Genomic DNA, 16,980 nt, shown 5'->3' with positions numbered 1-16,980 from the left:
ACGTGCGCCCGGAGGCAGCGATGAACAACGAGGCAGTGCGCGAGGTCGTGCACGGAATCCTGCGGCACATGTCGTACGGCGACGCGGAGGAGCTGTCCGACGAGGCGCGAATCGCCACGGATCTCGGGTTCGACTCGTTGCGGCTGCTCGAACTGGCCATCGTCATCGAGGAACGGTTCGAGCTCGCCGCCGTCGACGTCGACGAGGCGCTCAACGTGTCCACGGTGCGGGAGCTCGTCGACCTGGTCACCGAACGCGTCAAGGGGACGGCGGCGTGAGCGGGCTGCGCGTCCTCGTGACCGGTGCGGCCGGGCTGGTCGGTGCCGAGGTCACGGCAAGGCTGGCGAACGAGGGGCACACGGTCCTCGCGCTGGTGCACACGCGGTCGGAGATCGTGCGCAACGACGGGCGAGTCGTGCGCACGGTCCCGATCGAACGATCCGGGCCGGGACTTGTGTCCTGTGTGGCCGGTGACGTCACCAAGCCGATGCTCGGCCTGACCACCGAGCGCCACGAGGACCTCGCCACCGGCCTCGACCGCGTCGTGCACGCCGCCGCCACCACGGATTTCGGCCGCCGGTGGGAGACCTACGAGTCGCTCAACGTGGACGGGACGCGCAACGTCGTCCGGCTCGCCGCGGAACGCGCGGTGCCCCTCGTGCACGTGAGCACGGCGTACGTCTGCGGGGAGCGCACGGGCCGGGTCCTCGAAGACGAACTCGATGTGGGACAACGGTTCGGCACCGGGTACGAACGCAGCAAGTTCCTCGCCGAACAGGAGGTCCGGGCCGCCGCCGTACCCGCGGCGGTGGTGCGGCCGAGCATGATCGTGGGCACGCAGGAGTCCGGGGTCATCCGGGACTTCAAGAACATGTACGTGGTGCTCAAGCTCTTCACACAGGGGCGGGTCAGGTCGGTGCCGGGCTTCTACGACGCCCTGCTCGACCTGGTGCCGGTGGACTACGTCGCGGCGTTGATCTGCCAGGTGGTGAACCAGTTCGACGAGGCCCGCGGGCGCACGTTCCACGCCGTCGGGGCCGCGCCGCACACGTTGCTCGACGTGAGCAACGCGCTGGCGGAGTACCCGATGTTCGAGGTACCGCACTACGTCTCGCCGTCCGCGTTCGACGCCGGAGCGCTCCCGCCGGACGAACGCGTCTACTACCGGCGGATCATCGCGATGTACGAGAGCTTCTTCCGCCGGCGTGCCAGGTTCGACGACACGAACGCGGCGCGGCTGGCACCGTGGCGGCCGGCGGCGACCGGGGTGGACTACCTGCGCACGTTGCTGGACCACTGCGTGCGGGTGGGCTACCTCGGTCGTGCGGAAGCCGGCATCGGCGACGTGCTGCGTCTCGCCGGGAGGCCCCGGTGATCGCCGCGACCCGGTACGTGCGGCTGCGGTTCCCGCCGCAGACGCACGGGCTCGCCGCGGTGCTGACCTACGCCACCGTCGTGGCACTGAGCGCCCGGGCCTGGCCCGGCATGGTCCCGCTGCTGCTCGGCGGCCTGACGTTCGTGTCGCTGTTCCTCTTCCTGCGCCTGGTCGACGACCTCGACGACGGGGCGGCGGACGCGGCGGGACTGCGGGCCGGCATGGTCGCCGTGGCCGCCGCCGTGGTGCTGCTCAACCTCCACGACCTCCTGGCCCTCGCCCTCGCGGGTGGGGCATGCGCCGCCGCCCTCGCGGCCCCGTTCCTGCCGCGTCACGGGATCAAACAGCCCGTGGTGCTCTTCGTCGCCTATGAGGTGGCACCGCTCCTGGTGCTCGGGTACGGCGGCGTGACGGCGGGAGTACCCCCGATGGTGGCCGTGGGGGCGGCGGTGGTGCTCTGGAGTGCTTACGAGTACTGGAAGTTCACGAGGAAGCTCGACGAGCCGGACTACCGGCCGTTCGGTCTGGGACTGGGTGCCCGGCTCGTCGCGGCGGTGGCGCTGTCGGCCGCGGGAGTCGTCGCGGCGGCGGTCATCGCGGCGCCGTGGGTGGTTCCGGTGGCCGTGGGGCTGATCGCCGTCGCCTTCGCCGCCGGGATGACCTCGTGGTGGAGGGCCGGTCGCCGCGGGCGGGCGTGGTGGTGCGGGCTGACCTACGTGCTCGCCGTCGACCTGGCGGTCCTGATCCTGTGTGCGACGTGGGGAGTGTGGGGATGACGGCCGTGACGAGCGAGGTGGACGGGGCCAAGGCGCGCGGGCTGCGCGAACTGGCCGACGCCGGGTTCGTGGTGCCGCCGTGGCGCGTGATCGGCGCGGACGTCCTGCGCCGGCACCTGGCCGAGACCGGCCTGGCCGAACGGATCGCTGCCGAACTGCGCGACCTCACCGCGGACCGCGCGCAAGCCGCTGCCGAGGCCGTGGCGAGTGCGATCCTCCAGACGCCGCCGGCACCTGACGTGCTGGCCGAGATCACGGCCGCCGCACAAGAGGTCGGGAACGGTCCGGTCGCGGTGCGGTCGTCCGGACTGGACGAGGACGGCCCGCGGTTCTCCTTCGCCGGTCAGTTCGACACGTTCCTCAACGTCGAGGGGATCGACGCGATCGCCGACCACGTACGGCGCTGCTGGGCGGGCGCGTACTCGGCACGCGCGCTCGCGTACCGGCTCGCGCACGGCCTCCCGCCGGGCGGCTGCGGGATGGCGGTGATCGTCCAGCGGCTGGTGGCCGCGGAGAAGAGCGGCGTGCTGTTCACCGCCAACCCGATGTCGGGCGAGCGGACCGAACGCGTCGTCAGCGCGGTGTTCGGGCTCGGAGAAGGACTGGTCGGCGGCGCGGTGGACGCCGACACCGTCGTGCTCGACTCGGCCGGCCGCGTCCTGCGGGTCACCGTGGGGGAGAAGCGGGAGCGGTACGACCCGGACGCCTCCGGCGGGTGCCGGGTGACCGAGACCGCTGTCGCGGCAAGGGAAGAGCTCGCGGTCACCGACGCCGAGCTGCGCGCGCTCGGTGAGCTGGCCGGGCGGATCGAGAACGCCCGCGGCGCCCCGCAGGACGTGGAGTGGGCGTTGGCCGGCGGCACCCTGTGGGTGTTGCAGAGCAGGCCGATCACCGCTGGTCTGGACGAGCCGGGCGAACTGCACGTCTGGGACAACTCCAACATCATCGAGAGCTTTCGCGGCATGACCTCGCCGCTGACGTACAGCTTCGCGCGCCGGGTGTACCAACGCGTCTACGAGGAGTACTGCCGCGAGCTGAAGGTGCCCGACGCGCAGTTGAGCCAGGCGCAGGAGTGGCTGCCCGCGCTGCTCGGCTACTTCCACGGGCGCGTCTACTACAACCTGCTGAACTGGTACCGGCTGGTGCGCCTCGCGCCGCTGTACAAGCTGGGCCGCCGCAGCCTTGAGCTCACCCTCGGGGTGGAGGAGTCGCTCGATCCCGAGCTGGCCGACGGGCTGTACCCGTTCACGTTCGGCTCGCGGTCGGAGGAGATCCTCGTGACCGCGCGGTCACGACTGCGGTTCGCGACCAGGTTCGCCCTGGTCGAACGCACCGGCGAGCGGTTCGTCGAGGACTTCTACCGCACCTACGAGGAGTTCGGCGCCACGGACTACGACGCGCTGACCGCCGACCAGGTCTACCGCCGCTACCAGGCGCTCGAACGCACCCTGGTGGCGCGCTGGGGCAGGGTCGCGGTGCTCGACGCGGTCATCGGGCTGTCCTTCGGGACGTTGCAGCTGCTCAACCGGCGGTGGCTGCCCGACGCCCCGCTCTGGTTCACGTGGGCGGTGGCGGGCCCGGCGAACTCGGTCGAGTCGGCGGGGCCCGCGCACCGCATCGCCGAGCTCGCGGGCGTGGTGCGGGCCGACGACGAACTGCGCCGCATCGTCACCGAGTCCGAGCCCCGGCAGGCCAGAGCGGCGTTGCTGGACGGCGGGCACACCGCGTTCGTGTCCGAAGTGGACGACTATGTGGCGCGCTACGGCGACCGCAGCCTGGACGAGCTGAAACTCGAGGCGCCGAGCCTGCGCGACGACCCGTCGACCTTCTTCCCGATGCTGCGCGCGGCCGTGGCGTCGGTGGAGAGCATGACGGGACGGGCCGACGTGGATGCTGTCCTCAAGGCCTTGTCTCCCGCGAAACGTCAGGTGTACGAACGGGTCCGCGGCAAGGTGCGCAGGGCGCTGGAACTGCGCGAACGCATCCGCTTCTGCCGCACTCGCGCGTTCGGGACGGCGAAGGTGATGGTGCGCGCGATCGGCCGCCGGTTCGCCTCGCTGGGTCTGCTCGACTCGCCGGAGGACGTCTTCTGGCTCTACCTGGAGGAGATCGGCGGATGCTTCGACGCGTCCACTGTGGACGTGGACCTGCGCGCGCTCGTCAGTTCCCGCAAGGCGATCGCCGAGTCGGACCGCCTGCTGACCGCGCCGTCCCGCTTCACCACCCGCGGCGCCGTCGGCACCAGGGCGAACCGGGTGGCGTGGGCCCGTGCCGTTCCCGGAGGAGCCGCGGCGGCGGCTGGGGCGGAGCTCACCGGCGTGCCCGCCGGACCGGGCAGGGTGCAGGGCCGCGCGAAGGTGGTCGACCTGCCGTCGGAGGCTCAGGGCGACATCCTCGTCACCTACCGCACCGATCCCGGCTGGGTGGCGTGGCTGCCGTCGGCGTCGGGCCTGCTCGTCGAGCGCGGCAGCCCGCTGACCCACGTCGCCATCGTCGCCCGTGAGCTGGGCGTGCCCACCGTGGTGCAGGTCCCCGGCCTGACGACCCGAGTGCGCGACGGCATGCGCCTCGACGTCGACGGCGCGACCGGGACCATCCGGGTGCTGGCCGGGCCGGAGGAGTCGTGATCATCGATCGCGCGGAGCTGACCTCGTTGCTCACCGAGACGCTGGACCTGGTGGACGCGCCACCGGGGTGCGGCGCGGTGCTGGAGGGCTCGATCGCCGAGGGGTTCGGCAACTCCGCCTCGGACGTCGACTTCCTGCTGCTGGCCGACGACGACCACGACCACCCGACGATGCCCACGATCGTGTTCGTACGGGGCCGCCGCGTCGAGGTGCGCACCCGCTCGTTGCGCCAGGTCCGCGCGCAGGCCGACGCGGTCCGTGCCCACGTGGCCGCAGGGTTCGGCGCGCTGCCCGCGGCGTTGCTCGACCGGTGCCAGCGGCTGCGCGGTGCCGTGGTGCTGCGCGGGGAGGACGTCGTGCGGCGGGCGCGCGAGTGGCCCTTGTCGTTGCCCGAGGTCGTGGCGGGCTGGTACGCGCACCACAGCAGGCAGGCGATGCGGCACGCGGTCGCGTCGCACGTGCTGGGGGAGGAGCACGAAGCGTTGGCGTGGGCCGGAATCGCGGCGCGGCACGCGGCGAAGTCGTGGGTGGCCGCGCGCGGGGAGACCTATCTGGAGCCCAAGTGGCTCGACCAGCAGTTCGACCGGCTGGCCGCCGGGGGCGACGCGGAGGCTGCGCGGCTGCGCGACCGGCTGGCGGGATTGCGCGGCCTTGGTGAGGCCGCACAACCGCTGGACGAGCACGCGGCGCTGGTCGCGGACTTCGGGGTCGACGGGTGTCCTGCCGACGCGGACCAGGTGCTGCTCGGCCTGCGGGCGGGTGTCACCACCTGGCCGATCGGCGACCGGCTGCACGTGGTGCGCGACCGGGCCGACGTCTTCGTCCTGGACGCGCCCGCTGGACGGGCATGGCGCTCGATCGCACCAGGACGTCCGGTCGCCGAGGTGCTCAAAAGGGCTTCCGGACCGGCCGCGAGCGCGCTGGCCGAGTTCCACCGGATCGGGCTGGTCGAGTTGCACTGGCGCGACGGCGGGCCGATCGCCTCCGCGCAGCCGTGGGCGCCGGCCGAACCGGTCACGCCGCCGCCGTCCACCCGGATGCCGGTCCTGGGCCTCGCCGGGGCCGCCGCCGACGGGCACGTCTCGCTGGTTCCGTTGCCCGCAAAGCGGTTCGCGGCGGCGGGGATGGCGCAGGTGTGGTCCCACATCATGATCGAGAATGCGCGGGAGGACCTGTCCGGAGCACTGGACGGCGGGCAGCGGGAGGTGGCGCGGACGAGCGGGCTGCGGTTGCTGCACCACGCCTGCCGGGCGTTGCTGAGCGCGTGCGGGACGAGTCCGCTGCCTCCCGACGCGGCGATCGTCGCCCGGCTGGGCGCGCTGACCGCCGTGCCCGCAGAGCTGGCCGCGCAGGCCGCCGCCGTCGAACGCGAGCTCGCCGGGGACGGATGGGAGTTGTGGGCGGAACGCCTGGACAAGCTCGTCGCCGGGGTGCGTGACCTCGTCCGGGCCGAGGTGTTCCCAGCCTCGTTCGACTCGGCCGCCGCCTGGGAGGCCACGCTGCGGATCGGGCACGACTGGATCCGGCTCGGTGCGTACCTCGACGCCGACTTCCCGATCGAGGAGGCCCGCGACCTCCTCACGTCCGGCGGGGCCCAGCCGCACCGGCGTGGCGGCGGGTGAGCGGGTGTTCGTCGCGCTGGAGGGAATCGACGGGGCCGGGAAGTCCAGCACCGCCACCGCCGTGGCCGACCGGCTCCGCCTGCGGGGCCGGACGGTCCGGCTCGTCCGGCACAACGCCGCCGAACCGGACGACCCGTTCGTCGCCGAGTACCTGGACGGGCTGCGCGCGTTGCAGCAGATGTCGTTGCGCGGCCCGTACTTCCGGCTCGGCGACCCGCACTGGGTGCTGATCCGGGCGAGCTACTACGCGCTCGTCGACCGGTGCGTGATCACCCCGGCGCTGGAACGGGGACACGTCGTCGTCGCGGACGGCTGGTTCCACAAGTTCGTCGCCCGCATCGCCGCGGGTGGTGTGCGGGCGCGCGGGGACTTCGACCGGCCGGAACAGATCCTGCCGCTGTTCGCGCCGGTGCGGCGGCCGGACCGCGTGTTCCTGCTCGACACCCCGGTGACGACCGCCGCCGCGCGCCGGATGGCCGACGTGAACCCCGGCGAGCTGGGGCCGCAGCACGCCGGGACCTCCACCCCCGAAACGGCTTTCGTCACCTACCAGAGCGCGGTGCGCGGGCACCTGCTGTCGATGGCGGTACCTGGCCGCTGGCACGTCGTGCGCACCGCGCTGCGGGACGTGGACGGCATCGCCGCCGAGGTGTGCGCCGACCTGGAAGCCCTGCGGGAGGCGGGATGAACGTGGACGACTACCGCGCGGAGATCCGCCGGGTGATCGCCGGGTTCGTGCCCTGCATGCCTTCCTGGGAGGAGGACGGGCACCTGCCACGTGAGCTGTTCAGCGCCCTCGCTGCCGCCGGTGCCTTCCGCGAACGGTGGGCGCTCGGCCCGGTGGCCGGGCTACCCCTGGCGCGGGTGCTGGTGGAGGAACTGGCCGAGCACAACGCAGGCGCGGCGCTCGCCGTGTCGTTGCACAGCGAGGTCTTCCTGCACGCCCTGCACCGCGCCGGCGGTCACGCGGAGATCCTCGAAGGCGCGCTCGACGGGTCCGTCATCGGGTGCGCCGCGGTCACGGAGCCCGGTGCCGGGTCCGACGTGCCCGCGGTGACGACGTCCGCCCGGCGCGAGGGCGACCAGTGGCGGTTGACCGGCACCAAGTGCCTCATCACCAACGCCGGCCGGGCGACGCACGTGCTGGTACTGGCCAGAACGGGCGACGCGCGGTCGTTCGGACTGTTCGTGGTGCCACTCTCCGGCGTGACGCCGACCCGGTTCGTGCCGACGCTGGGAGTCCGGTCCGCGGACACCGCCGTGCTCGACCTGGACGTGACCGTGCCCGGCACCGCCGTGGTCGGCAACCCCCGTGCGGGACTGGTGCAACTGCTGCGCGTGCTCGACTTCGAACGGCTGGCGGCCGCGGCCGGCCTGGTCGCCACCGCGCGGGCGGCCATGGCGCTGGCCCTGGCGCACATGCGTGACCGCACCGCCTTCTCGGCACGTCTGTTCGACCATCAGGTCCTGCGGCACCGCATGGCGTGGCACTGGGCCCGCGTGTCGGCGGTCGCCGCGCTGCTCGACGCCGCGATGAAGCCGGGACACGGGGACGAGGTGTCGCATTCCGCTGTGGCGGCCGTGAAACTGGTCGCCGCCAGCGACTGCGCCGACGCGGTCGACGCGGCCCTGCAGGCGTTCGGCGGCCGCGGCTACACGGAGGACTTCCCGCTGGCGCGGATGTACCGCGACGTCCGGCTCACCCGGATCGGCGGCGGCACCGACGAGATGCTGTGCGAGGTGATCGCCGCCAACCTCGACACCGACGACGCGCTCAGCGCGACGCTGGTGCGCGGAATCGCCGAACGGGGCGGGTGGTGACGGTGCCCGCCACCACCCGCCGGGCCCTACCGGCCGTCGTCCCCGCCGGGGTACGGGTTCTGCATCAGCGCGAGCGTCGCCCCGGCCGGGTCCTTGATCAGCGCGAAGGCACCCGGCCCTGCGCCCGCCGGTGCGCGCACCACCTCGCCGCCCTGCGCGGTCACCTTCTCGAGGCTCGCGGACAGGTCGTCGACCGCGACGTAGGTGAGCCACTGGGGAGGCAGGTCGGCGTTGCCGCCCGCCTTGCGGCAGATGCCCGCGACGGGAGTGCCGTCCGGCGCCAGCATCATGTAGTCGTCGTGCGTGCCCATGCTCAGCGGCTCAGGTTTCCAGCCGACGACCTCGGCGTAGAAGTCCCGCAGGCCGGGAGCGTCGGTGATGGTCAGGTCGAGGCCCACGATCGTGCCGGCCCGGTTTCGCTTGTCCGCCATGAGAATTCTCCTCGCTCACTTGCCCGTGTTGTCGGCCCACCACTGGGACCACCGCTTGTCGAGCAGGGAGTACACGTCGTCGGCCAGGCCGTAGGTGCTCAGCAGCGCCATCGACGTCCCGGCCGGGTCGGTCGCGGACGGCCCGGTACCCGCGATGATCAGCAGGCCCTCGCCCCAGGAGTCGACGGTGACGCCGAACTGGTGCTCCGAGCGGAACCACACCTCGCCCTCGATCGCCTCTCCGGCGAGAGTGGCGCTGTAGCGGCTTCCCGGCTCGCCCGCGGAGTCCAGTTCCAGGCGCTCGATCACGGTGCCCGAGTACGTCTGGCGGTTGCCGAAGAACAGCGTGCGCCGCTGCTCGCCCGGCTTGCGCTCCAGGGCGAACCGCAGCTGCTGCAGGAACGAGGTCCAGCCCTCGGTGACGTCGTCGTAGTACGCGTCCCACTCGGCGTCGCCGCTCAGCGGTGCGCGGACCAGCGTGATGCGCACGGCGTCGCCGTCCTCGCGGATCTCGAACCGGTCACCACCGTTCGGGACGAGCGTGTGGTTCTCGGCGTCCTCGACCACGTCGGTGAAGTAGATCGAGTCGAGCTCGGCCTCGAGCTCACCGGACTGCCACGCGTGCCACTGCCTGATCACGTCCTTGTCGCGCAGTGCCCGCCAGGCGGCGTCGACCGTGGTCGTCACCCGGATCTCCAGCCGCGGGGTGTCGGTGGCCTGGACGTCACTCATCGGTTCTCTCCCTGTTCGTTCGACTTGTCAATCGGCTTGGGGGTCGGGTGACCGCCGACCACGACCCGGTACTGGCGGCCGTCCGGCGTGTCGTACCGGGCCGCGATCTCGCGCAGCGCCGCGGTCAGCTCGTCGGTGAAGCCGTGCACGTCCGCGGGACTCGCGAACCGCACGTCGGTCTCGGCGGTGAAGGTGAGCAGGCGCTTGCCCGTCTCGTCGGCCTTGACCTGCATCCGCGCGACGTCCCGGACCGTCGCTGCGGCGACGTCGACGAGGTGCTCGGCCGCGTACTGGTCCTGGATCAGGCTGAGCTGGGCCGGCGAGTCCTCGTCGTGGCTCACCACCGTCGGATCCACGACGAACGCGCCCGGCCGGGCCCGCATGATGCGCTCCACGCACCCACGGCGCTGACGCTCCTCGACCAGCTCGACCAGGCCCGCTGTCTCCAGCGCGCGCAGGTGGTAGTTGACCTTCTGCCGCGGCAGGTCGAGCGCCGCGGCGAGCTGGGTCGCCGACGCGGGCTCACGCAGCCTGGCCAGCAGTTTCCGGCGCAGTGGGGCCAGCACGGCCGCCACCGCGTCCGGGTCGCCGAGGTAGTTCATGCCGCTGCCCATGGACCCATCGTTCATTTGACAATTTCATTTGTCAAATGAGGTCACACGATTGGGGGAACGGGCGAAACGGACACGTCAGCGCACGACGAGGAGGTGCTCGCGGCGGGGGACCAGCTCGCCGATCACCGGTGCGCCGGGGATCTCGCCGGCCAGCAGCAGGCCCCCGGACGTCTGCGCGTCGGCGAGCAGCACCGCGGTGGTCTCGTCCACGCCGCCGAGGTCGCTGTGCGGGCGGACCCACTCCAGGTTGCGCCGGGTACCACCGCTGACGAAGCCGTCGCGCACCGCTTCGAACGCGCCGTCGAGCACCGGCACCGCCGAGCTGTCGATCACCGCGGTCAGGCCGCTGGCCCTGGCCAGTTCGAGGGTGTGGCCGAGCAGCCCGAAGCCGGTTATGTCCGTGCCGCACCGGATTCCGGCGGCCACCGCGGCCCGTGACGCGATGGCGTTCAAGGTCACCATCGTGGCCACGGCGTTGGCGAACACCTCGCCGGTCGCTTTGTGGCGGGTGTTGAGGACACCGATCCCCAGCGGCTTGGTCAGCGACAGCGGTGTGCCCGGCAGGCCGGAACTGTTGCGCAGCAAGCGATCCGGGTGGGCGATGCCCGTGACGGCCATGCCGTACTTGGGTTCGGCGTCGTCGATGCTGTGGCCTCCCGCGACCGGGCACCGCGCCTGCGCCGCGATCTCCGCCCCGCCGCCCAGGACCTCGGCGGCGAGTTCCATCGGCAGTGTCGCGCGCGGCCAGCACAGGAGGTTCACCGCGAGCACCGGCTCACCGCCCATGGCGTAGACGTCCGACAGGGCGTTGGCGGCGGCGATGCGGCCCCAGTCGCGGGCGTCGTCGACCACGGGCGGGAAGAAGTCCACAGTGGACAGCACGGCGCGTTCGCCGTCGATCCGGATCGCCGCCGCGTCGTCCCCGGTGCCCACCAGCAGGCCCGGGAACGCGGGGATGCCCTTGGCGAGGAGGTCCTCCAGTTCGCCGGGAGGGATCTTGCACGCGCAACCGCCACCGGCGGCGGTCTCGGTCAGTCTGGGAGTGGTCATGAGCTGACCTTGGCAAGCCAGGAGAAGTCGATGTTCCGCCGGCTTGCCGATCCTGGACAGCGCCGGGGAGGCGTATCCGGTCTGGTGACCGGCGCGGTCTTCAACACCGACGGGCGGCAGGACCTGCCGCCGGCGGGTTCGATTCCCGTCCGCCTCCGCCACAGACGACGGTGGAGGCTGCATGTCGCGGCGGACCATCCCGAGCACGGGTGCGCTGCTCGCCTCCTCGCCGTTGCGCGAGGCGGTGGCGGTGCACGGCCGTGCGGCGGTCAGATCGGCGATCCACGCGGCACAGGAGGCGGCACGGGAAGGCCGGCTGAGTTCCGCCGAGGTGCCGGAGGCCGCGATGGCCGTGCTCGGCCGCCACGCCGCGCGCCCGGTGCTGAACGCCACGGGAGTGCTGATCCACACCAACCTCGGACGCGCGCCGCTGTCCGCCGCCGCCCGTGCGGCGCTGTCCGCGGCCGCGGGATGGACGGACGTCGAGTTCGACCTCGCCACCGGACGCCGTGCCGTGCGTGGCAGGGGAGCCCTCGCTGCCTTGTGCGAGGCCGTGCCGGACGCCGGGGCGGCACACGTCGTGAACAACAACGCCGCCGCGTTGCTGTTGTGCGCCTTGGCGTTGGCGCCGGGACGCGAGATCGTGATCAGCAGGGGCGAGATGGTCGAGATCGGCGACGGGTTCCGCATCCCCGACCTGCTGACCGCCGGGGGAGCGCGGCTGCGCGAGGTCGGCACCACCAACCGGACGACCGCGCGTGACTACACCGCCGCGATCGGACCGGACACCGGGTTCGTGCTGAAGGTGCATCCGTCGAACTTCCGCGTCGAGGGCTTCACGTCGGCCGCGAGCGTGGCGGAACTGGCGGGCTGCGGGGTCCCGGTGGTCGTGGACATCGGCTCCGGGCTGCTCGCACCCGATCCACGGCTGCCCGACGAGCCGGACGCGACGACGGCACTGCGGTGCGGCGCGGCGCTGGTGACCGCGAGCGCGGACAAGCTGCTGGGCGGACCCCAGGGCGGGCTGCTGCTGGGCGACCGGGACCTCGTGACCGCGTTGCGCAGGCATCCGGCCGCACGGGCGTTGCGGGCGGGGAAGCTGGTGCTGGCCGCACTGGAGGCGACGTTGCGTGGTCCGGAGTCCCCGGTCGCGGTGATGCTGTCGGCGGACACCGCCTCGCTGGAGTGCAGGGCTCACGCGCTCGCTTCGGCCGTGGGTGGTGCCGAGGTCGTCGCGACCACCTCGGTGGTGGGCGGTGGGGCGGCGCCGGGTGTGCGGCTGTCCAGTTTCGCCGTCGCCCTGCCGGAACGGTTCGCAGCGGCGCTGCGCGCGGAGCGGGTCGTCGGACGGGTCGAAGGCGGGCGGTGCCTGCTCGACCTGCGCACGGTCGATCCGGCCGACGACGACGCGCTGGCGCGTGCGGTCCTTGCGGCAGGCGCTCCGCCGTGCCGGTGATCGTGACCGCCGGCCACGTCGACCACGGCAAGTCCGCGCTGGTCAGGGCCTTGACGGGGAGAGAACCCGACCGCTGGGCGCAGGAGCGGGCCCGCGGGATGAGTATCGGCCTCGGCTTCGTGTGGACCCGGCTGCCCAGCGGTGCCGAAGTGTCCTTCGTGGACGTTCCGGGGCACCGCAGGCTGGTGGCCACGATGCTCGCCGGAGCCGCACCCGCGCCGGCGGTGCTGTTCGCCGTGGCCGCGGACGAGGGCTGGTCCGCCCAGTCGGCCGAGCACCTCGCGGCGCTGGACGCGCTGGGCACCGGCCGGGGCGTGCTGGTGGTCACCAAGTCCGATCGCGCGGACCCGCGGCCGGTCGCCGCCGAGGCCCGCCGCGCCCTCGCGGGCACCTCTCTGTCCGGCATCCCCGTGTTCGCGGTGAGCGCGTTGACCGGCGCGGGTCTGCCGGAGTTGCGCGCGGGCCTGGACGCGGCGGTGGCGGGCCAGGACGAGGCGGCGGACGACAGCGCGGACGTGAGGCTCTGGGTGGACCGCTCGTTCACCGTGACCGGCGCCGGCACCGTCGTCACCGCCACCCTGGCGAGTGGTTCGGTGCGCCTCGGTGACCGGCTCCGCTGCGCGCGCACGGGCCTGCTGCTCCGAGTGCGGGGCCTGCAGGTGTGCGAGCGCCCGGTGGCCGTCGTGCGTCCGATCCGCAGGGTGGCTGTGAACGTGGCGGGCGGGCGGGTGGACGTGCGCCGTGGCGACGCGTTGCTCGCGCCGCCGGAAGCATGGCGTCCGGTGGACGAGTTCGACGTCCTGTGGTGTGGCGGTCCGCCGCGTGCTCAGGCGCTGATGGTGCACTTCGGCACGGCGGCCGTGCCCGTGCGGGTCCGCGCGCTGGGGCCGGGAGCGGCGAGGCTCCGCACGGCGTGCGCGGTGCCGGTGCGGCCCGGCGACCGGCTGTTGCTTCGCGATCCGGGAGGTGCCGGTGCGCCGGTGGGGGCGGTGGTCGTGGACGTGTGGCCCGCGGAGCTGACGCGCCGGGGTGCGGGGGTGCGCAGGGGCGCGGAACTGGTGGCACTGGCCGGCCAGGACGGCGAGCAGGTCGACCTGCCCGGGATGGCGATGGATCTGTTGCGGCGTAGGCGGTTCCTGCGCGAGGGCGACTTCCGGTCCGCCGGCCTGCCCGGCACCGGACGGCCGGTCGCCGGAGGCTGGCACGCGGACCCGGCCACGTGGGAGTCGCTCGTCGGCCAGGCACGGGACGAGGTGGCCGGCTGGTGCGCGGAACGGCCGTTGGTGCGAGGGATGCCCTTGCCAGTGCTCGCCGATCGGCTCTCCGTGCCGTCGGCCGAGGTCACCCGCGAACTCGTGCGCGCCGCCGGTCTGTCCGCGGAGGACGGTGTGGTGGCGGGACGTGCCGCGCTACCGGACGCTGTCGAGAAGGGACTCGCGACGATCGGGGAGTTGTTGCGGCAGAACCCCTTCCGTGCTCCCGAGGCGCGTCAGCTCGCGCAGGCGGGCCTCGGAGCGGCGGAACTGGGCAGCGCGGTCCGAGCGGGCCGGCTGCTCCAGCTCGCGCCCGGTGTGGTGGTGCTGCCGGGCGCGGATCGGCTGGCTGCCGAGGTGCTGCGAGAGGTGGCGGCACCCTTCACCGTCAGTCAGGCGCGCCAGGCCTGGGACACGACCCGCCGCACCGCCGTGCCGCTGCTCGAACTGCTGGACCGGGCGGGTGTCACACGACGGCGGCCGGACGGCGCGAGAGAGCTCTCGTAGGCATTTATCGATGTTTTTACGCTCGATTGCTCGATTAGCGTACCGCGTTGACTGCGGCCGTGAACCCGGCTTTAGTGGAGACAGCGTTGAAGAGCAGCCCGGAATTCATCCGCTCACCCGGGATTAATGTCCTCAACGTGGTTCTCCGAAGCGGAAATGGATCGTCGAGTAGCTGGCCAGCACGCTCTTCTAGCTGGTCAGGGCTTACTCGCGTCCACGGTTAGAACCAATGTTGCTGATCGGTTCGGAAAGGATGACCGGCATGGCACTTGAGTCTGTCGATCTGGGACAGGTAAGCGGTGTAGAAGCACAGGCCCCTGTCTGGGATCACTACCTCCAGGGTGACCCCGCACGTCTCAACAGTGATTTCGGGGAGTTCCTCAAGCGGACCGCGATCCGGCTCGACGTCCGCACGGACGAGCAGGTCGCGCAGGAGGCGCTGAACCACCGTGACCCGATGATCCGGGAGCAGTCGCTGTTCCAGTACGTGGATCGCGGGCTGCCGGGCGCGGTCGACCTGCTCACCGAAGCGGTGAAGACCGACAGCGTGCGGGAGGTGCGCTGGAACGCGCTGTGGGCGCTGGAGAAGATCGGCGGCCCCAGGGCGCTCAAGGCGCTGCAGGGCTTCGTCAACGACGACGACGCCGACGTCGGCGAGTGGGCCCGGCTGTTCGCGTCGGAGCTCACCACCGGCCTGCCCGCGTTCGACAGCCGTTCGTGGAAGCAGGACCCGGACCGCACGTTCGACGAGACGATCCTGCTCAACATCGACGTCGACGTCTACGTGCGGCTCGACGACACCGGCCGTCACTGGGGCAAGATCTCCCTGGCGCCCCAGGGCCTCGCGCGCAGCTACGGCCAGGCGCACGCCTGCCCGAACTCCGCGACGCGCGACCAGCAGCTGGTGATCAGCAAGAACCTGGCGGGCCTGCACGACGACGGCACGCCGCACGTGGAGAACTTCCTGTTCCGCGGCGTGACCAACCACGCCAGCGCGGGCCGGGGCAGCTTCTTCTTCGAGTCGCGTGGCCTGCGGCCGATCTTCATGTCCGGCCAGGCGGACAACGACTCGCTCGGCCACCGCAACGAGATGGTCTCCGCCAAGCGTTCCGGCGAGTGGACCACCGACCCGCTGATGGAGATCAAGGGCAAGCCCGCGATCCGCTACGTCCGCGGCGCGGTCCAGACGTGGGGCTACATCAACTTCGAGACGATGCGCGGCAGCTCGCTCGAGGAGATCCTGTTCCCGGGCAACAGCATCCTGGGCACGCTCGACACCCCGACCGGCCCGCTGGCCAACGCCTACATCACGGGCACGTTCAAGGGCAAGCTGGTCGACTGGGACGGCGACGGCAAGATCGACGTCAACTCCCTCGACATCTACTCGACGCACGAGGCCGAGGTGGACACCAACCAGGACAACATCGCGGACGAGCCGGGTGTGCAGTTCTGCACCCGCACCGGCTGGATGCACTCCTGACCCAGCACGGCGAAGCGGGGTGAGCGGTTTCGGCCGCTCACCCCGCTTTTTTGCGTGCGGGCCCGTCGCGGGGTCAGGTCACCCGATGGCGGGAGTGGAGTGGGAGATGCGCAGAACGCGCCGGCGTGCGAGGGACAGCAGCGGCCGGGTGAACTCGACGGGCGGGTCGAAGCGGCGCTGCCTGCGCAACGCGACCTGGAACGGGTGGCGGCACCGGCCGCCGGTGACGGTCACGGGTGAGTAGCCGAACCCGATCCGGCCGAGCACCCCGATGGGGGTGGCCAGCACGTCGCGCACCGTCGCGCTCGGGCCGACCGCGACGGCGATCGGCTCGTAGTCACCGTCCGCGACCGGGGGAAGGGCGACCAGCCGGTTGGTCGCGATGGCGTGGAACATCGTCGGCAGCTCCTGCGGCCGGTTCAGCCGGAAGAGCCCGAGCAACGCGTTGCAGGGCTCACCGTGCAGGCCGGTCACGGCGCCGATCGGTCCGGAGGCCGCCGCCAGCTCCGGACCCGCCTCGACGAGCTCCTCGACGGGAATGTGCCCGATCTGCTCGACGACGCACCGGAACCGGCGCGGTGACAACCCGGTCAGCTTGCCGAACTGGCTGATGAAGGTCCCCAGGCTGGAATAGCCGATCGAGGTGCACACGTCGGTCACGGTCTTCGGTGTGACCAGCAGCAGGCGCCGGGCCTCCGCCATTCTGAGCGAGGTCAGGAACCGGGCCGGCGTCGTGGTGGTGACGTCCCGGAAAACGCGGTGGAAATGAAATGGGCTCAACGTGCCCGCTCGTGCGACATCGCTGAGCTGGATTGGTTCCGGCAGATGCTCGATCATGTAGTCGACTGCCTTGGCGACCGACGTTATCCGGGCCGCTCCGGTGCTCTCGGCCAGACAGCGGCCGACCGTGGAGCACAGCCCGATCTTGTCGCACTTGAGGCAGTTTGCCTCTGTTCGCCATTGGATTGATGAATGGCCTTTCACGGTGAGTCTCCTACCCCTCGGTCAGAGCCCCGAACAAAAACCCCCGACGCGGATGGCCCCACCCGCGGCGAATGTGCGGTACCTGTCCTACGCCTGGGGCTGCTGGCTCACGAGCACCGGCAGCGGAGCGAGAGTCTCGACTATGTGAACGGGACGGATCAGATACCGGACAACGGTTGGCCCTCTTCTTTGTTTGTCAACCTGAGCTAACCGTCTGTGACCGCACGGACGGTAGTCGCGATCTTGCTATTT

At 71.9% G+C, this 16,980-nt stretch carries 15 protein-coding genes and 1 tRNA gene; 11 read left to right on the top strand and 5 right to left on the bottom strand.

Translation table 11 applies throughout. The features are described 5' to 3' along the window. Positions 1–20 precede the first annotated feature (20 nt). Genes IG04_RS0103405 through IG04_RS0103375 form a run of 7 tightly spaced genes read left to right on the top strand, consistent with a single transcriptional unit; the run spans position 21 to position 8,221 of the window. Positions 21–278 (top strand): acyl carrier protein, encoded by a 258-nt coding sequence (locus IG04_RS0103405; RefSeq protein ID WP_084400789.1) that lies wholly within the window; start codon positions 21–23, stop codon positions 276–278. Beyond that, positions 275–1,375, top strand: coding sequence for an SDR family oxidoreductase (locus IG04_RS0103400; protein ID WP_030475029.1), 1,101 nt, complete (start codon positions 275–277; stop codon positions 1,373–1,375). The genes IG04_RS0103405 and IG04_RS0103400 overlap by 4 nt, the downstream gene beginning before the upstream one ends. After that, positions 1,372–2,151, top strand: a complete 780-nt coding sequence (locus tag IG04_RS0103395) for a hypothetical protein (protein ID WP_030475028.1) — start codon at positions 1,372–1,374, stop codon at positions 2,149–2,151. Before IG04_RS0103400 ends, IG04_RS0103395 begins: the two co-directional genes overlap by 4 nt. Continuing rightward, complete coding sequence (locus tag IG04_RS0103390) at positions 2,148–4,778, top strand: phosphoenolpyruvate synthase (protein ID WP_051768793.1); 2,631 nt, start codon at positions 2,148–2,150, stop codon at positions 4,776–4,778. The genes IG04_RS0103395 and IG04_RS0103390 overlap by 4 nt, the downstream gene beginning before the upstream one ends. After that, positions 4,775–6,400 carry a hypothetical protein gene (locus IG04_RS0103385; protein ID WP_030475026.1) on the top strand — a complete coding sequence of 542 codons (1,626 nt, stop codon included), beginning with the start codon at positions 4,775–4,777 and terminating at the stop codon, positions 6,398–6,400. The genes IG04_RS0103390 and IG04_RS0103385 overlap by 4 nt, the downstream gene beginning before the upstream one ends. Then, entirely contained in the window at positions 6,387–7,088 is a 702-nt protein-coding gene (locus IG04_RS43695; protein WP_051768791.1) for a dTMP kinase, read from the top strand. Before IG04_RS0103385 ends, IG04_RS43695 begins: the two co-directional genes overlap by 14 nt. After that, complete coding sequence (locus tag IG04_RS0103375) at positions 7,085–8,221, top strand: acyl-CoA dehydrogenase family protein (RefSeq protein ID WP_051768789.1); 1,137 nt, start codon at positions 7,085–7,087, stop codon at positions 8,219–8,221. Before IG04_RS43695 ends, IG04_RS0103375 begins: the two co-directional genes overlap by 4 nt. A gap of 26 nt (positions 8,222–8,247) precedes the next feature. Here IG04_RS0103375 and IG04_RS0103370 read toward each other — a convergent pair whose 3' ends face one another. The 4 genes from IG04_RS0103370 to selD are packed head-to-tail and all read right to left on the bottom strand — an operon-like array spanning position 8,248 to position 11,048. After that, complete coding sequence (locus IG04_RS0103370; protein ID WP_030475023.1) at positions 8,248–8,652, bottom strand: VOC family protein; 405 nt, start codon at positions 8,650–8,652, stop codon at positions 8,248–8,250. Between the two features lie 15 nt (positions 8,653–8,667). Then, on the bottom strand, positions 8,668–9,384 hold the full coding sequence (locus IG04_RS0103365; RefSeq protein ID WP_030475022.1) for an SRPBCC family protein: 717 nt from the start codon (positions 9,382–9,384) through the stop codon (positions 8,668–8,670). Continuing rightward, positions 9,381–10,013, bottom strand: a complete 633-nt coding sequence (locus IG04_RS0103360) for a winged helix-turn-helix domain-containing protein (protein ID WP_245815845.1) — start codon at positions 10,011–10,013, stop codon at positions 9,381–9,383. The genes IG04_RS0103365 and IG04_RS0103360 overlap by 4 nt, the downstream gene beginning before the upstream one ends. Before the next feature lie 60 nt (positions 10,014–10,073). Continuing rightward, a complete protein-coding gene (gene selD, locus IG04_RS0103355; RefSeq protein WP_030475020.1) occupies positions 10,074–11,048 on the bottom strand; it encodes a selenide, water dikinase SelD in 975 nt (324 codons plus the stop codon). Positions 11,049–11,114: 66 nt separating this feature from the next. On the opposite strand from selD, the gene IG04_RS0103350 reads away from it, so the two are divergent. From IG04_RS0103350 to IG04_RS0103335, 4 genes are all read left to right on the top strand, one after another. Continuing rightward, positions 11,115–11,209 (top strand) — tRNA-Sec (locus IG04_RS0103350). Between the two features lie 20 nt (positions 11,210–11,229). After that, positions 11,230–12,504: an L-seryl-tRNA(Sec) selenium transferase gene (gene selA, locus IG04_RS0103345; RefSeq protein ID WP_030475019.1), complete on the top strand. Its 1,275-nt coding sequence runs from the start codon at positions 11,230–11,232 to the stop codon at positions 12,502–12,504. Then, on the top strand, positions 12,495–14,264 hold the full coding sequence (locus IG04_RS0103340; RefSeq protein ID WP_030475018.1) for a selenocysteine-specific translation elongation factor: 1,770 nt from the start codon (positions 12,495–12,497) through the stop codon (positions 14,262–14,264). The genes selA and IG04_RS0103340 overlap by 10 nt, the downstream gene beginning before the upstream one ends. A 262-nt stretch (positions 14,265–14,526) precedes the next feature. Then, on the top strand, positions 14,527–15,744 hold the full coding sequence (locus tag IG04_RS0103335; protein WP_030475017.1) for a HEAT repeat domain-containing protein: 1,218 nt from the start codon (positions 14,527–14,529) through the stop codon (positions 15,742–15,744). Between the two features lie 78 nt (positions 15,745–15,822). Here the strand turns inward: IG04_RS0103335 and IG04_RS0103330 are convergent, their stop codons facing one another. Then, on the bottom strand, positions 15,823–16,581 hold the full coding sequence (locus IG04_RS0103330; protein WP_084400787.1) for a helix-turn-helix domain-containing protein: 759 nt from the start codon (positions 16,579–16,581) through the stop codon (positions 15,823–15,825). Between the last annotated feature and the right edge of the window lie 399 nt (positions 16,582–16,980).

The sequence above is a fragment of the Lentzea albidocapillata genome, from assembly GCF_000719115.1.
Lineage (GTDB): Bacteria > Actinomycetota > Actinomycetes > Mycobacteriales > Pseudonocardiaceae > Lentzea > Lentzea albidocapillata.
The sequence above is the reverse complement of the archived record's forward strand: the minus strand, read 5'-3'. Positions and strand labels throughout refer to the sequence as shown.

What these genes read in the sequence shown, in the direction of transcription:
- IG04_RS0103330 (WP_084400787.1), bottom strand. Translation starts at nt 16,581, where the DNA reads ATGATCGAGCATCTGCCGGAACCAATCCAGCTCAGCGATGTCGCACGA.
- selA (WP_030475019.1), top strand. Translation starts at nt 11,230, where the DNA reads ATGTCGCGGCGGACCATCCCGAGCACGGGTGCGCTGCTCGCCTCCTCG.
- selD (WP_030475020.1), bottom strand. Translation starts at nt 11,048, where the DNA reads ATGACCACTCCCAGACTGACCGAGACCGCCGCCGGTGGCGGTTGCGCG.
- IG04_RS0103360 (WP_245815845.1), bottom strand. Translation starts at nt 10,013, where the DNA reads ATGAACGATGGGTCCATGGGCAGCGGCATGAACTACCTCGGCGACCCG.
- IG04_RS0103375 (WP_051768789.1), top strand. Translation starts at nt 7,085, where the DNA reads ATGAACGTGGACGACTACCGCGCGGAGATCCGCCGGGTGATCGCCGGG.
- IG04_RS0103405 (WP_084400789.1), top strand. Translation starts at nt 21, where the DNA reads ATGAACAACGAGGCAGTGCGCGAGGTCGTGCACGGAATCCTGCGGCAC.
- IG04_RS0103365 (WP_030475022.1), bottom strand. Translation starts at nt 9,384, where the DNA reads ATGAGTGACGTCCAGGCCACCGACACCCCGCGGCTGGAGATCCGGGTG.
- IG04_RS0103335 (WP_030475017.1), top strand. Translation starts at nt 14,527, where the DNA reads ATGGCACTTGAGTCTGTCGATCTGGGACAGGTAAGCGGTGTAGAAGCA.
- IG04_RS0103370 (WP_030475023.1), bottom strand. Translation starts at nt 8,652, where the DNA reads ATGGCGGACAAGCGAAACCGGGCCGGCACGATCGTGGGCCTCGACCTG.
- IG04_RS0103390 (WP_051768793.1), top strand. Translation starts at nt 2,148, where the DNA reads ATGACGGCCGTGACGAGCGAGGTGGACGGGGCCAAGGCGCGCGGGCTG.